This is a genomic window from Candidatus Magnetominusculus xianensis, from assembly GCA_001541255.1.
Taxonomy (GTDB): Bacteria; Nitrospirota; Thermodesulfovibrionia; order Thermodesulfovibrionales; family Magnetobacteriaceae; genus Magnetominusculus; species Magnetominusculus xianensis.
Map to the genome: position 1 here is coordinate 15,852 of LNQR01000125.1, position 15,388 is coordinate 31,239.

A 15,388-nucleotide genomic window follows, 5' to 3' on the forward strand; every position below is an offset into this window, starting at 1 on the left:
TTAAGAACCTCCTCAACAGTGTCATTCCCAGCTCCTCGGCTTATTGCCCGTGGACTCATAGATGAACATTATGACCTGCCACACCTCTTCCTCTGTCAGGAAATCCTCAAACGATGGCATCGAAGAGTTCCACGGCCCAGACCCCGCAGGAAGTCCACGCCATCCCTTTGCCACCCTCCAAAACACAAAGGACTCCGGCAGCTGGGCAATTGTATCCGTACCCCTGAACGGCAACGGGACAGGATTAAACGCATCTGCAATATGGCCCTTGCCGTCGAGGTCATCACCATGGCAGAAGAAACAGTTCTGGTAGTATATCTTCTTCCCTTCTTCTACGTTTTTGGCAAAGTTGGCAGTATCCTTTCTCAATGGATTCTCAAGCCCCAGCACGTTCATGGTCTTGCCCTTAAAGTCCATCTGCGAAGGCGGCTCCGGATGCACTATTCTGGCTGAGACCGGAGGGTCATATGTAGGCTTCACCTTGGCATATGTCAGGTATCCCGCAAACAACGGCAGCGCTATGAACGCTATTATCAGCCTTAAGAACTTTTTATTGTCATCGGCAAACAGCGACCTCATCGGCTCCAGAAATGCCTTGAATGTCTCCTCCTGTATTGAGAAATAGATTATAAAGGAGAATACGCTCATTGCCATGTACATCAGAATTACCTGTGCTGGCAGCGCCGGCATTATGTAATCCGCACTCTTCAGCAGTCCATAGATAAGTATCTGTAACCCTACAAAGTTAAAAAAAGGAGACTTTTTGAATACCGAGCTGATTGATATCACCAGCCCAATAATCGCTATTATTGGATATATCTTCTGCATTATCCATTACCTCCTTTTTTTGTTTCCTTCTTTATCTCATCTTGCAGTATTGGTACAGAGTCAGGATAATTTATGGTAATATTCGCCCCTTTACTCTGTAAATATGCCGATACTGCTATCAGCTCGCCCTCAGTTAAAGACGTCGGAGCCTTATGCACTGGCGGCATCATGTTCTCAAATCCCTTTTGGATATATTCAGCAGGATTTACCAAACCCTCAAAGACATAGTTTTCTATAGGGATATTCCGTTCCTTTGCTGCCTTGACCATGTCTGCCCCTATGGTTGCAATTGCTGGCGCCCTCATGCCTGACTCAGGCTTCATAGGGTGACACACCATGCACTGGCCCTTGCCGAATAATATCGTTTCGCCTGCTGCGATTAATTCGTCCTGAGCTATCCCCTTCTCTATCTTTATCGTCTTAGGAGGAAGCGATTGAGACTGAGGTAGGAAGTACAGCCCTATATAGGCAAAAAATATGTTTATCCCTACTACTAATACGAAGAGTTTTATCGCACCGCCTTTCATGCCTTTGCCCCTCCTTGTCCGCCCTTTTTCTCAAGCTTCATAATCCCATAAAACAAGAGACCCATCAGGGCAAAAAAGATAACTGTCAAGATGGACGTTACCACTGAGGCAAATCCATGCGTCGGCAAAAAGGCGTCGGGCGATGTATCCTGCATTATTCCATATACGTGCCAGTACTGCCTGCCGCCTGACCTCATATAACCCATCATTCCCATGAGCCATGTAAACGTCACGGTTATACCTATCAGGGCATACTGAGACCTTTCGGGCATCTTGCCCCAGCGTGGTTCACCTAAAATCTTAGCGCCTTTAAACATCTTGGCATCCAGAATAAACAAGGCTACAATCGCAAGGAAAAATACCCCAAACTGTATCGGAGAGAGTATCTTTACCCTGACTGCTGACGATACCATATAACTGTACACACCTAATATCAGCACAATAACCGTAGAGCCTATAACTATAAGGCCCCTCAGTGCGTTTCCTAACTTTGCCCACGAGACAACGGCTTCCTTGTTGCTCATCTTAAATATGGCAAAACTCAGAAATGTCGCCAGATAAGTTATTACAACTGCCGTGTTCTTGGCGGCCATAACGCCGAGATTACCAAGCACCGGGTGATATGTCCCCATCTTTCTTGCCTCATCAAGACTCAGCGCAACACTATGCGGCGTCAGCCATACTGCGTAACCAAGCAGCATCGTTACAAAAAGATATTTCACATACTTAAAATATCTCTCTCCGCCTGGCATCTTATTCAGCGATATCCACAGATAGTAGTTGACGAACATCAGAATCGCCCCGATAAGGATTGCCTGCATAACCCAGAGCCATGCAAAGAATCCACCCATCAACTGAATACCCATCTGCTCGTTAAACGAATAAATCTCAACACCAAGCAGATACCCTACACCGGGCAGGATAAGAGAAAATCCAATAGAAATCATCGCAGATGTATACCCCATCCAGTCATAATAAGCGCGGTCTTCGTCCGTCTCCGCCACTATGAACCTGTATGCCGCGTAGGAGGCTGCAATTCCCGCCCCAAAGACGACATTGGCACAGAGCCTGTGTATTGACAGCGGTATCCACATGTGGGTCTTGATGGCCTTCCACCTGCTTAACAGCTCTCCCGTTTCTGAGACGCCAGCAGGAGTTGTCATATATCCTACCCATGCGCTCGTTATCAGGAGCATTATAACACCCATTATATTCAGGAGTCCGCCAATGGCAACGTGCGTCCCCTTATTGTCCTTCATCTTGTGCCATGAGTAATAGTAGTAATAACAGACCATTACCTCAACATACATAACCACAATATAGAGCCACCATGTAGGGCCCAATATTTTCATCATATGGTCCATGAACTTTGGATATAGTACGGGCAGACTTATCAGAAGAAGCGTTCCTACAGCAGCAGTAATCGTATATGCCAACGTAAACAGCTTCGTAAAATCATATGCGATACGATCAAGCCTCTCATCTGAGCGCCTCCAGCTCAAAAACTCCATCGATACTGCAAAAATTGGCACTCCAAGCACGAAGGCTGCAAAGTTCAGGTGCAGTTGAGCTATTATCCACACCCATACCCTGCTCCCTATTAACGGGAAAACCCTGTAACCGTCTTCAGTCGGCGTGGGCAAGAGCTTTCCTAGTACAAAAAGGAATAGAAAGCTGATGCCAAGTAACACTGTCAGCTTTATCACTCCCTTTGTTAAACCTTTTTTAACACTCACATCAGCCATATTTTTCTCCATTTTTATAAGGGGGGCGGCAGCCTGAAATTCGAGCTTCCTCCCCCTCGCCTGATAGCAGGGCTATTTTTTAGAAAACGTATGGTCAAGCGCGGCTGCCTGGCCGGCTTTAACCTCTACATCCTTTATAACCTCTCCAAAGCCCTCATGCCAAATCTTTACCTTATATTTGCCTGGCAGCAGGTCCTTTATCTCAAAATCTCCCTTGTCGTTCGTTACGGCTGCATATGGGTTTTTGCTTGCATATACATATGACCTCATCCATGCGTGCGCATCGCACTGCACTATCTGAAGGCCGGGGACTTTTACAGGCTTCTCTATGACCTGGTCCTTGTTCGGCAGGGCAAGATTATACACTGTTCTTTTTTTGCCTTCTCCGAGGATTATTCCCAGCGAGGTGTTGTGAAATATCGGGTCACTGTTCTTTATTATGTACTTTCCACCGACATATGCTACGGCAACAATCGGCAGGAACTCACACTTCAGGTTATCGATTACCGTATCTGTCTTTGGGATCGCCTTCCCCTTGTCAGCATCCTCAACGGCTACCAATACGTTTTTCACTTCATTCGCTGAAGATATGAGGTACTCATGTTTGGATATGGACTTTCCGCATACGCTTTCGTCCTTCTTAATCTCCAGAACCGGGTCAGTAACAGGCCCTGATGACTTGATCTTGCCTTTGATCGAGCCACCGTCCTTTACGTCAACGACCTCATAGGGCTTCGTGTCCGCAAACGCAATTACCGGCAGCAACAACATGACTACCAACGCACTAACAAATACCTTTTTCATTGCTCTCCTCCTGCAACACTACTAACAAATATTTTACACAGACTGTAACGGTCTGAAAATCAAACCGCTGCAGCCCCAACAATAGGCACACGCTATTTTAGCATTTCCTTAATATAACCGTGAAGCTCTTTTTCATGTATATAGTGTCCAATTATTCTTTTTACAGTTTTCCCCGAATCCATGAATACCAGAACTGGTACGTAGTTGACTTTATACGTGTTTAAGACATCATCTCTGTTGCCTGCAAACATCGGAAACGTAAAGCCCATGTCTTTCTTGTAGCTTTTGACCATCTTGCCGTCTTTTGCCATTATGTTTATCCCTATGATACCAATGTTTTTAGCGCCGAACTTCACCTCAGCCCTCTTTAGCAGCACTATTATCTGAGTACAATAGTGGCATGAGTTGTGTGTGAAATAAACGATAGTAGGTTTGTCTATCAGTGTTCCTATATCGGTCATTTTATTGTTTTCATCTGCCATCGTAAACAGTGGAAACGGCTGGCCTTCTTTCATGCCCACAGCATACGCAGGAGTTGCAATTAATATTACTATGAGCGTTAAGGCAGACAGTCTTGCGTTCATATCTCCTTCCTGATTAGCTCATACTTTATGAATGTCCTGTAGTTATGACCATATATCATGGGAACTTCGTCTGCCTCCACATGCGTATATGAAAATGTATTGAGTATCTCCGACTGCGGCGGCCTCAGTGTCAACCCCCTGCCGGTTGAAAATTTAATCCTGTTAGGTGTCAGGCGCCCAAAGCAGAAGTCCCTCAGAGCAGGCCATCGTTTGGCCTCTGATAGGTCAACAGGAACATACTTACCCCCTGCATAGAATTTAAGCCAGCTGTGGGAGTTTATACAGTCGGCTTCAACTGTCCCCTTCTTCTTCAGCACAGGGCGATAGGGAAGCATTACACCCTGTTCCCATTTGACCGGTATATTTTTATAGACAAGCATTGTCCTGAACATGGCGTTGAAATCGTCGCATCTTCCAGATTTATCCTCAAAGGCAATGGCGCTTACACCCCTTGAGCACAACTCATGCACATACGCCGTGCGGTCGATTATTCCGTCGTAGAGCCTTCTGCCTATGCGCATCGGGTCAGTCTCACCGCCCACGATTGTCTCTGCATATTTTGTGATTGCCTCGTCGCGCTTCTCCCACTCGGAGAGTTTCAGATATTTCTTCGCAACATCCACATCATCACTAAGGGTAATGCCGACAGCCTTCCTTTTAACCGTATATCGAACTGATGCGCAAGTACCTTTTTTCTTAATACCACTGGTCTCAATATAAACTACGCTGTTGTCCGATGCCCTGTTTAGTGTGTATGGATACATCGCCTCGATGGACAGGTGTGTAATCTCCTGTTCAGCGTCCTCTGTCGGCAGGGGTATCCACATCTTTACTGTCTCTTTTGCCGTAGTATAGAACTCCGTCAGGTACTCTATCTTGTATGTGAGGGATTTTAGGCGTGTGTCTGTTGACTCTGGCGGGACAGCAACAGCACCAAAGGCATGGCCTTTCGCCATCATATATCCCAGCCATGAAAGCGCCCCGGCAAGAAATGCCCTCCGGCTCATATTGCCAGGAAGCCCGGACACCGCTTTTATATTAAATTCCATAGTATACCGCCTAGCCGCGTCTTTCAATTATCAAGGGACAATCTCTCCATGTAATACAAGGGTTATCATTCCTTTTTCCTCATCGTTAGTCCACACCTCTACTGTCTTTTGAGCCTTGCCCTGCGCTGTGTCTAACAGTACTTCAACCGTCACTGTAGCTTTATCTCCTGGTGCTATTTCCACCGAACTGGCGGATGCCTTTGTGCATCGCCTTCAGGCGGGGATCAGGTTTTTTATTATCAGTTTTTCTGTGCCGGTATTTATCAGTTCAAACGTGTGTACAACGGTCTGGCCCCATTTGACCGGACCGAAATCGAAAGCTGTCTCATTAAATGACGCCTGCGCCTTGCCGCTGGTTGATGGGGCAGCATCATCACCTGCGGTCTTGCCCGTAACGGTTATGTCTATTTCTATAGGTTTGGTCTCTGCTGAGACCTTTATCTTCTGCTCATACGTCCCCGTACCCTCGTGCCATACCTTCAGGATGTAATCACCTGGGGGAACGTTCGTCAGCTCAAACTTGCCTGAGTTGTCAGTAACCACGGCATAGGGCTGGTCAAACACAAACACGTATCCCCTCATCCAGTCATGGGTGTTGGATTTCACAGATATATAGCCAGTGTCTTTTGTCAGCTTATGGTAGCGTCTGATGGGTTTATTAATTACCTCATCCTTGTTCGGCAGGGCCAGGTTCAAAATTGTAGAGCCATCTATAAGCGGCCTGCTTGACATCGAATTATGATATTGCAGCCCAAGTTTTAACTGAACGGTATGTAAGATAGTATCTTCGTTTTTTATGACATAGTCACCGCCTACAAAACCCACGTTGACAAGCGGTTCAATTTTGCAGCCCTTAATAGAAATACCAACATCCTGTTTTGGCAGGGGCTTCCCGTTTTCAACACCCTCAAGCCATACTACCGCGTTTTTTACCCCCTTGTCAGTAGATACGACATAGGCGCCGGGCTTTTGCTCTTTCCCGCATACGGCTTCGTCCTTTCCTATGCGAACCGGCTCTTCTTTTGGCGGTGTACCCGAATATTTTACCACACCCTTTACGTCTGCTCCGCCTTTCAGCGCTCCCCCTTCATAGGCGAAAGAAGCGCTATACACACCCAAGACAACTAAGACAGCTATAACTACTGGCTGTATCAAACGTTTTATCATATTATGGTCTCCTTTTCACTCTATATTTTTATGATAGATACCTCTTTTTAAAGACATAATAACCTGCCAAAAGCGGCACCACAATCCATACAACAGTCACCGCCCAAAGCACGGAGGGACGGATAATCCCTGGGACATCCACCGAAGCCAGCCCCATCAGCACCGAATACTCTCCTATAGTTGTAAAATTCAATATCCTGTACACATCCACAGGATTAAGCAGCAACATAACAACAAGCGCCGACGGCGTCAGTACATCCTTCGTTGCTATCAAAACCCCAACAAGCCCAAGGTCATAGACAATGGTAAAAAACAGCCACACAAGCACCGTAAACCCTACCACCTTGCTGCGCTCATAAAACATCACAGATGTCAAAAAGGAAATACTCAAAAACACCAGCCCCAGCGCTACAGAGTTAATCACAAACACCATATAGCTGCCAAAAGAACCAACACCCGTCTTAAATAATATTATCAAACCAGGGATACTAAACCCCAGCAGCGACGGCAAGGCAAGCGACACAGCAAGACCGATATATTTACCCAAAATAAACTCCGCTGGCGTTATCGGCGCAGACAGATACAGGTCAAGTGTGTGTCTGTCCCGCTCATCGGCAATAACCCCACCGCCAAGTGTCAACGCTAACAACGGTATAAAATATACAACAAGACTTGTAAGACTTGCAACAGTGGCCCCCATATTTCTAAAACTGACAACACCCGACGCAGCAGAACCGAAGTAAAGAACCACGAGTGTCAGAATCGTAAAGCAAACGGTTATTACAGCAACCCACCTGCTCTTGAGCCTGTCTGAAAACTCCTTATATGCCAGAGCCCTTAACGGTGACGGCAGCGGTGACGGCAGCCCGGCCTTTTCAGTGAATGCCAAAAAATACCTCCTCTAACGATGGCTGTCTCAGTGTGAAATCCACGAATTTATCTTTTTGCCCCAGAATCGACGCGAGCATGTTCAATTTATTTTCCACCGGCAGCTCTGCCGTAAGCTGCCCTGCTGCGTATGTTATGTTCACAGCGCCCTCTTGTTTTAGGATTTCCGATAGTAATGCCCCTTGAGGGTCGTCTTCATTTACCAGGATTATCAATCTTAATGGCAGATTTAATCCCCTGTACAGCTCGTCAAGCGTGCCGGTGGCCTTGAGGACGCCGTTTTTCATAATACCTACCCTGCTTACCTTTTCCTCCACCTCAGCTAGCATGTGAGTGGAGAGCACTACTGTCAGCTTTTTCCTTTTCCTCACACCATCAAGTATATCATAAAGGAGCCTCGTCCCAATGGGGTCAAGCCCGGAGGTCGGCTCGTCAAGCACCAGAAGGCTGGGGTCGTTTAATAGTGCCTGGGCAAGGTTCAGGCGCTGGCGCATACCCTTTGAGTATGTGCCTACTTTACGGGCAAGGACTTCCCTTGAGAGGAGCTGCGCAAGTACATCTTCAATATTTGTTATGCTGCCACCCTTGATGCTTGCAAACAGCTCAAGCGTGGCCATACCAGTCAGATTGTCGTAGAATGATACCCGCTCTGGCATGTAGCCGATTAATCTTCTGAAATTCAGCCAGTCCTTGTCCTTGAGCGCTGCCCCGCCAACGAGGATTTGCCCCGCCGTTGGCTTTATAATACCCAGCATTATCTTTAACAACGTAGATTTCCCTGAACCGTTAGGGCCGACAAGACCAAACATCTCCCCTTCAGTAAGCTCGAACGATACGTCATCGGCGGCCTTTACATCGTCGTAGTATTTTGTTACCTGCACAAATTTCAGCATCACATATTGCCTGTCATATTTATAATTTTTTCCATATCTCCATAGTATTTAGCCGGTACATACTGCGCGTACTTGCTGATTAACTCTTTCCAGTTCGCGTGATATGGCACCATAGACGGGTTTTTATCCACAACCTTGGGGACTTGCAGTATTGGGAATTGTTTCTCCAGCACCTTGAGCATATGCAGCGCCGGACTAGCAAACAACAGTTTTGAAAGCGGATAGCGCCAGAACATATGGTCAACCACTGTATTAGATTCATAGGGAATATCGCCGACACCCTTTCCGGCCATGTCCCAGCCGAGGTAGTCGCTCCAGTAGTTATTGCTCCAGTACTGGTTTTTTGAGGCCACGAACTTTACCTGTACCTCATTATTAATGAATGAGTTGTGAGTAATCGTATTTTCTTCAGAACCGCCCCAGTTATGTACACCCATGTTGTTATTCATTATCAGGTTTGATGTCATTTTGTTTTCTATCGAGTTGTATATAAAAATCCCCTTTGTGTTGCTTATGATATTGTTGCCGGAGATTTCACTCCTCACGGTCTGGTTCAGGAGCAGGCCGTGGGTCTTGTTACCTACAGATAGGTTACCGTTTATCTTCGAATGTTTTGTGTACATGATAGCCATACCCACAAGGTTGTCATAGATATTATTATAGCTGAAATTGCCAGTGTCTACCCACATAGTATGAATTGCGTAGCGCGATTTCGATATATCGTTATATGTGACAGCCGAATCGTGGCAGACCTCCATGTATATGGCATCCCGGCAGTAGGACATTTTGTTATTGGTTATTGTCGCCTGCCACGAGCCGGTAAGTGTTACGCAGTTGCCTCTGTCATTTTCCTCAATGGACTTATTGCCTGTAAAGGTGTTGTTGTCTATCCTCAGATTAATGCCCTCAAGATTGCGAATGCCAAACATTATGTTTACCATTGTGTTGTTTTTTACTGTTACATTGTCCGATGCCTTTGTGACAACAAGGGCAGTACTATCTGGGGAAAATCCATTACCCTCGAATTCAATCGTAAAACCCTCAAACTGCACCTCCGAGGTATCTATGATTATGGGGAAATCGCTTGCGGCCAAAATCACCGGGTTGTTTATCCCTTTCATATGGACAGATTTTGTTACTTTAAAAGATTCTTTGTATCTGCCCGGCCTGACCTCTATCACATCGCCGTCTTTGGCCTTATTGAGCGCCTCTGAGATGGAGCTGCTGCCAGCAGCCCCGGCATCAACAACAAGCGTTGCGGACAGCGCATATGTTGGAATTAACAGGACAAAAACAGCAATAGCGGCGGCTGCCGTTGAGGGCTGTACGCCTGTGTTCTTACGGCTCAACAGCTCAGGGCAGCGCCCCGCATCATGGTAGTTCATCTGGCACTCAAGACAGTACATACACACGGTATCCATTATCCTGCCGCTGTCGTCAATAGCCTGATATACGCAGTCGTTGCGGCATATCCTGCACGAAGAACACCTGGCATATCTTTTCAGTTTGATCACGGGCAGCCATTTAAAGAACGATGGCAGGGCAATTGCACTGCCTAGCGGACATACATACTGGCAGAAGGCACGGGTCACAAGCGCTGAGACAATCAACAAGGCAAAGAAGTATAAAAGAAAATACCATGGCCTGTTGAGCTTAAGCACGAGTGTCTTAAACGGTTCTACCTCTGTCATATACTCGCCAAGCATGAAATTGTAAAACGATACCCCAACAATGGCGGCAAGAATGACATACTTCAGGTAGAGTGCGCTGTTATGAATCTTTTGTGGGATTTTCTTATAACAGACTTTTGGTGCAGCCTTTGCGAATAACCGGTTAAAAAGGTCAGCAATTGCCCCAAACGGACAGAGCCAGCCACAAAATACCCCCCTGCCCCACAGCACGGCTGTAATCATTATAAAAACGAAGGAAAGAAAAATAAACGGGTCCATCATAAAAAGCTCAAGCGGGAAGTCACCCTCTTTAAATGAATTCAGCGCTATTATCACATTTGTCGTCGAGGGCTGTGCCTTAAGCGCCAGACCGACGTAGATAAACGCAGTAGTGAGCGCTGCGTATCTTATGATATTAAGTAGTCGGCGATGCCTCGACAGCCTGCCATTAAAGGCGATAACTGCGAATATCAGGACAAGAAACACTGCAAAAATGCTCAGGGACAGCGCCTTTTGCACCCATATCAGCTTCCACAGCGGGGCTTCAGCTAATTCATTCATAGTAGTCTTTAGTCCTCTGGTGCATTCATCTATTGCTCCATAAACTTATCAGGTAATTTATAATCTGAGACAGCAGGTTTAAACTTCTTTTCGTTTCCAGCCCGGTAACCAATTATCAGTTTTAGTTTAAACGACTTGCTTTGGTCAAAATCCTTTGCCCTTATGATAAAAATGCCGCCTTCTTTAAGAGGGGGTGCGCCCTTTGCGGCAACCTCAGTGAGGATTTTATAGTCTTTATCTGTGAACACATATGACCTGTCATCCTGTTCGATATTAAATCTCTCGAACACGCCGCCGCGCGCAAAACCAGAACCCTTGAACGAACCCGGGCCGTTTGAAAAAATAAACACAGCAGACTCACCCGGCTTCAGAGATTCCATGACTTCTGTATAAGTACGCTCACCAAGTACGTTCTTCCCTATCGAGGGTGGAGCAACAAGGCCATAATAGAGATCGATATAAGGGTCTTTTCCGCCCGGCTGCCCAATCTCTTCCTGTGTTACGAGGATGTTTTTAACACCACCTGAGTCCATGAGTTCCTTCCAGCCGAGGGCGTCGAACTTTTTACTCAGTTTATGCCCCTTTTGTTCTGCGTATTTTATCAGGCCTGCCATCCCTGCAACCTTCTTTGCGCTCTCTGCTATTATGGCGTTTTGTACAACTGCCGTAACCGTAGCCCCTGTGATGGCGTCCATTTTTATCTCATTACCAACTGACATACTCTGTAGAATACTCTTACCCATGTATTGCTTAATAAAGTTATCGTAGTTTTCCTCTTTAAGCCCTATCAATACGATAGGCTCGGCGTGAAATATTATCTTTACACCGGTAATCGCACCCTTAGTGTCAAACCCGACGAGGGTTTCCATATGTTTGGCCGCGTAACCCACATGCTGGGGCGTCCAGTCCTTAGACAATAAGACATATCCTACGAGTTTTCCGCCGGTATATGCCTCCCAGTAGCGGTCTTTCTTTTCGTATTTATCAGCTTTTAATACGTCTTCCAGCTTATATTCATATCTATGTTCCAGAAATTTTGGCTTGCCGGCAAATGCCACAGTTGAAAACACGAAGATAACAAACAATACCACGAAGTTTTTCATATTTTTTTCCTTCTTCCTTATATTTGAAAATATGAGCCGGTCAACTTACAGTTGACCGGCCCCAATGGTCAAAAGAATCTTAGGTTACAATAAATCTCATTCTCATCTCAAGGTGAAGGGCATGACAGAAGTTTGTACAATATGCCCAGTAAACGCCGGGTTTGTCCGCAGTAAAGGTCACAGATTTAGTCTGAAACGGCGCTACGACGAAATTGATGTTATAGTTAGACAAGGCAAAGCCGTGTCCTAGGTCAGAGATTTCGTCATGGTTTGTTACAATGACTGTAACCTCATCGCCCTTTTTCAACTGTACCTCCTGCAGGCCAAACACGGGGGCATTGGCTGTCAGCTTTACAGTAACCTTTTTGCCCTTTCTATCAACACCGCTTTTAGTCACCGCCTGCGGGTGCTCAAACATATTGAACCTGTCCTTGACAACCTTCTCAATAATATCACGCCTGACTATGATACAATCATGCGGCTCGATATATGTGGCCGAGTCGTGGACGAGTTTTAGTTTGTCACCGGTAATATCAATAAGCTGTTCACATTCGTTTTTCAATGGCCCGACGTTTAGGAATCTGTCTTTGGAAAACTTATTAAGCGACACGAGCCACTTCCCGTCAGCCTCTTTGGTTTCTGCCATTGTTGCCATAATGTGCCCGACCTGGTAGTTGACATCAAGGACATCGACGATGTGTGTGTTCTTTTTCTTCTCTTCCGGCAGCTTTTCGTTGTCAATGGCCTTTTGGACGTTCCATTTGACATTTGTGCTGTCTATGAACACAGAGGTGATGGCATTGCCCCTGCCGTCAAAGGTGGTGTGAAGAGGCCCGAGACCGATAAAAGGCTGGGCGACGATGCAGTCCTCTGGCTTTATCTTGCCGTTGAAGACATCCTCAAGTTTATCTATCGCCACAACTGTACATGTTGGGGCAACCTTGCCTGAGCATACTGCGTACTTGCCGTCAGGGGAGACATTTATGCCGTGAGGGTTCTTCGGGACCTTGATTCTTATTGTCAGGTCTGACTTCCCTGCCCTTCCATCAAGCACCTTAACGCCGCCAATCATAGTGTGCTTGCCGTCTTTCAGGGCCTTCTTTATCCTATCCCAATGAAACACCAGCATGTAGTCATAATCTGAGCCAAGCATCTCTGAGACAGTGACGCCCTTTTCTATGTTATACGATGTGGTCATGGAATATCTGCCGCCGTAGTCGGTTGCGGCCAAGTCCATGTTTTCGTCCATCAGCACCTGGCAGACGACCTCCATTTTCTCGGCGTCTATGATGGTGTGAGCGCCGTTATATTGTGCCGGAGGCTGTGATGGATTGCTATTAGGCACAGGTATCTGGAACTCACTGTTGCAAACCAGCCATTCAGTCTTTGGAGCCCTCTGGGTAAAAAGGCCGTGCATACCTTGTATGTTCGGCACATCGAGGATTTTATCGACTTCCATGTAGTCACAGCGTATGCGTGCTACTCTGTTGTTGAGTTTATCGTTGACGAAGAGATATTTTCCATCGTAAACGCCGTTATTATAGGAGCCATGTACATGGTGCGTGTCGCCGCAGAACTTACCCTTAAGCATGGCCTTACTCTCGTTTGTAATACCATAACCGGTGCCCACATCCATGTTAAATACGGAGATACGCTTAAGGTCTCTCATTGAGGGAAGGCCTAAGATTCTAACCTCTCCTGAGTGTCCACCGCTCCAGAAGCCGTAGTATGAGTCCAGCTCACCGGGCTTCACGTCAGCGCTGTGTTTCTGCGGAGCGGTCTGCGCCTCTGCCACTGTCGGGCCTACCCCTTTTTCCTTAGTTTTCATGCCCTCTGAGACAAGCAGACTTGTCCCGGCGGCAGCCCCTGCCATACCTAAATATTTTAAGAATTTCCTTCTATCTAAAGACATATAACCTCCCTGGCTGCTACTGAAGCCTTCCCATGAGTTTTAATGTGTATGAAACAAGGTTCCATCTGTCTTCCTCACTCAACGAATCCTGAAATGACGGCATTCCTGTTCCGTCTAATCCAGTCGTATAAGCGGCATAGACATTTTCGGGAGCAAAACCCATCTTTGTCGCCCCGGAAGTGAAATCGAAGGGCAGAACCTTATCGCCCCAGTCATCCTTCAAGGAATCACTCTTAGAGCCGTCGCCCCTGCCTTCCTTGCCGTGGCATTCCCAACACTTCATCTTGTCATACAACACTTCGCCTTTCTTGACTGACTCGGCAGTACCCACAAATGAGGCCTTTTTAATAGGAATAGGCTTACATGCCTCCTCTTCTGTCCATCTCTTGGAAAATGTCTTGATATACTTTATTACGGCCTTCACGCTCTCATCTGAAAGATCGCTGGATGACGGCATATATGCCCGCGGTATGCCGCCCGCAATGACCCTCGCAAGGTCTGCGTCTGTGGGTAAACAGCCTGTTGGGGTCGAGCGAAACTTGAACGTGCCGGAGGTGAAATCCCTCGGAAATACGCTCCAGACCATACCCTTTTTTTCATTCCTGTGGACTACATCAACAAGACCCTTACCGTCGCCTTTGGCACCGTGACAGATGACGCAGCGGCTTTCGTAAACCTTCTTTCCGTCAACACCCTTCCCATCAGCGCCTTTTACCGGCTTGTCTGCTGCGTTTGTGTCTGCCCAAAACCCTGCCAGCAACAAACTTACCCCCACTAACAGCGCTATAAAACTTAAACTAATACGATTACTTGATGAACTTTTCATTATCCTCCTCCGAATATTCTGTGATTTACGCACTACAACCCTCACTCTTGGATAATCACCACCTTTTAAGAAAATTTTGAGCTTGAAGCGCTGCAACAGCCTTTCTCCGAAGACTTATATGTGCAGCAGTTACCCTCACAATGTACAACAGGTTACATAATTTCCACAATAATTGTCAAGTGAAAAAAACATCTCATGTGTGACTTATATTACATAATAGCCCCGTAAATATATAATAGCTTTTAAAAGGATTTGATTCTTCACTGGGATTCTTCCTGGGGTTAGATATACTTGGTTTTATTAAATTGCCAGCAATTCTCGGTGAAGTAAAAAAGCAAGGGAGTAAGGGTAAAAAGAGAGGGAGTAAGAAATATTTTTCGCGCAGATTGAATAAATACAGTCTATTTTTTTTAATGATGTATGCTTAGAAATAAGTATGCGAAACATTTATCTTTCGAGGCGCTGTGCAATACAATGAGAAAGCGCATAGGCGATACAGAGGATTATCGTGAAATAGGGAAAGTAGAGCGCATGACGTATGTATATCTGGATTTGCTATGATGTATTTTCAGGACTCATCGCTTTTGGAATTTCAGCAGCGCCTTGAAGATAGACCAAGAAGTAATAAATTGAAGACATTGTTTAGTGTAAAAACAATTCCCAATCGTCGTAACTTAAATACACTATCATATAACCAGTGTCTCTTTTGCCTTCACCGAGAACTGCTGTAAACATAATGATAGTATCACTAAAAGATAGATACATGTTATAATAAACCTCAGAAAGATAAAAAGGAGGATAAAAGCATGAACTGTCCAAAGTGCAAGTCGG

General features: G+C 46.0%; 15 protein-coding genes. 1 reads left to right on the forward strand and 14 read right to left on the reverse strand.

Annotation, left to right across the window (positions count from 1 at the left end; translation table 11 throughout):
- Window positions 1-21: 21 nt before the first annotated feature.
- The 13 genes from ASN18_RS15815 to ASN18_RS15880 all read right to left on the reverse strand — a co-directional run bounded on the left by ASN18_RS15815 (window position 22) and on the right by ASN18_RS15880 (window position 14,557).
- A complete protein-coding gene (locus ASN18_RS15815; protein ID WP_085053755.1) occupies window positions 22-828 on the reverse strand; it encodes a c-type cytochrome in 807 nt (268 codons plus the stop codon).
- Window positions 828-1,355 (reverse strand): cytochrome c family protein, encoded by a 528-nt coding sequence (locus ASN18_RS15820; protein ID WP_085053756.1) that lies wholly within the window; start codon window positions 1,353-1,355, stop codon window positions 828-830. The genes ASN18_RS15815 and ASN18_RS15820 overlap by 1 nt, the downstream gene beginning before the upstream one ends.
- A complete protein-coding gene (locus ASN18_RS15825; protein WP_236861824.1) occupies window positions 1,352-3,100 on the reverse strand; it encodes a cytochrome ubiquinol oxidase subunit I in 1,749 nt (582 codons plus the stop codon). The genes ASN18_RS15820 and ASN18_RS15825 overlap by 4 nt, the downstream gene beginning before the upstream one ends.
- A gap of 72 nt (window positions 3,101-3,172) precedes the next feature.
- Window positions 3,173-3,904, reverse strand: coding sequence for a carboxypeptidase regulatory-like domain-containing protein (locus ASN18_RS15830; RefSeq protein WP_085053758.1), 732 nt, complete (start codon window positions 3,902-3,904; stop codon window positions 3,173-3,175).
- Window positions 3,905-3,996: 92 nt separating this feature from the next.
- Complete coding sequence (locus ASN18_RS15835) at window positions 3,997-4,488, reverse strand: TlpA family protein disulfide reductase (protein ID WP_085053759.1); 492 nt, start codon at window positions 4,486-4,488, stop codon at window positions 3,997-3,999.
- Complete coding sequence (locus ASN18_RS15840; RefSeq protein WP_085053760.1) at window positions 4,485-5,537, reverse strand: transglutaminase-like domain-containing protein; 1,053 nt, start codon at window positions 5,535-5,537, stop codon at window positions 4,485-4,487. The genes ASN18_RS15835 and ASN18_RS15840 overlap by 4 nt, the downstream gene beginning before the upstream one ends.
- A gap of 30 nt (window positions 5,538-5,567) precedes the next feature.
- Complete coding sequence (locus ASN18_RS17835; RefSeq protein ID WP_306689127.1) at window positions 5,568-6,704, reverse strand: DUF1573 domain-containing protein; 1,137 nt, start codon at window positions 6,702-6,704, stop codon at window positions 5,568-5,570.
- Window positions 6,705-6,732: 28 nt separating this feature from the next.
- Window positions 6,733-7,593, reverse strand: coding sequence for an ABC transporter permease (locus tag ASN18_RS15855; protein WP_085053763.1), 861 nt, complete (start codon window positions 7,591-7,593; stop codon window positions 6,733-6,735).
- Window positions 7,580-8,485: an ABC transporter ATP-binding protein gene (locus ASN18_RS15860; RefSeq protein ID WP_085053764.1), complete on the reverse strand. Its 906-nt coding sequence runs from the start codon at window positions 8,483-8,485 to the stop codon at window positions 7,580-7,582. Before ASN18_RS15860 ends, ASN18_RS15855 begins: the two co-directional genes overlap by 14 nt.
- On the reverse strand, window positions 8,485-10,716 hold the full coding sequence (gene nosD / locus ASN18_RS15865; protein WP_085053765.1) for a nitrous oxide reductase family maturation protein NosD: 2,232 nt from the start codon (window positions 10,714-10,716) through the stop codon (window positions 8,485-8,487). Before nosD ends, ASN18_RS15860 begins: the two co-directional genes overlap by 1 nt.
- A 29-nt stretch (window positions 10,717-10,745) precedes the next feature.
- Window positions 10,746-11,819 (reverse strand): FMN-binding protein, encoded by a 1,074-nt coding sequence (locus ASN18_RS15870; protein WP_085053766.1) that lies wholly within the window; start codon window positions 11,817-11,819, stop codon window positions 10,746-10,748.
- A 79-nt stretch (window positions 11,820-11,898) separates the two neighbouring features.
- On the reverse strand, window positions 11,899-13,731 hold the full coding sequence (nosZ, locus tag ASN18_RS15875) for a TAT-dependent nitrous-oxide reductase (RefSeq protein WP_085053767.1): 1,833 nt from the start codon (window positions 13,729-13,731) through the stop codon (window positions 11,899-11,901).
- Between the two features lie 16 nt (window positions 13,732-13,747).
- Complete coding sequence (locus tag ASN18_RS15880; RefSeq protein ID WP_085053768.1) at window positions 13,748-14,557, reverse strand: c-type cytochrome; 810 nt, start codon at window positions 14,555-14,557, stop codon at window positions 13,748-13,750.
- Between the two features lie 420 nt (window positions 14,558-14,977).
- On the opposite strand from ASN18_RS15880, the gene ASN18_RS17330 reads away from it, so the two are divergent.
- Window positions 14,978-15,118, forward strand: a complete 141-nt coding sequence (locus ASN18_RS17330) for a hypothetical protein (RefSeq protein ID WP_157073051.1) — start codon at window positions 14,978-14,980, stop codon at window positions 15,116-15,118.
- An 81-nt stretch (window positions 15,119-15,199) separates the two neighbouring features.
- On the opposite strand, the gene ASN18_RS17655 is transcribed toward ASN18_RS17330, so the two are convergent.
- The coding region (locus ASN18_RS17655) for a hypothetical protein (protein WP_236861825.1) at window positions 15,200-15,388 on the reverse strand (189 nt) is incomplete at its 5' end.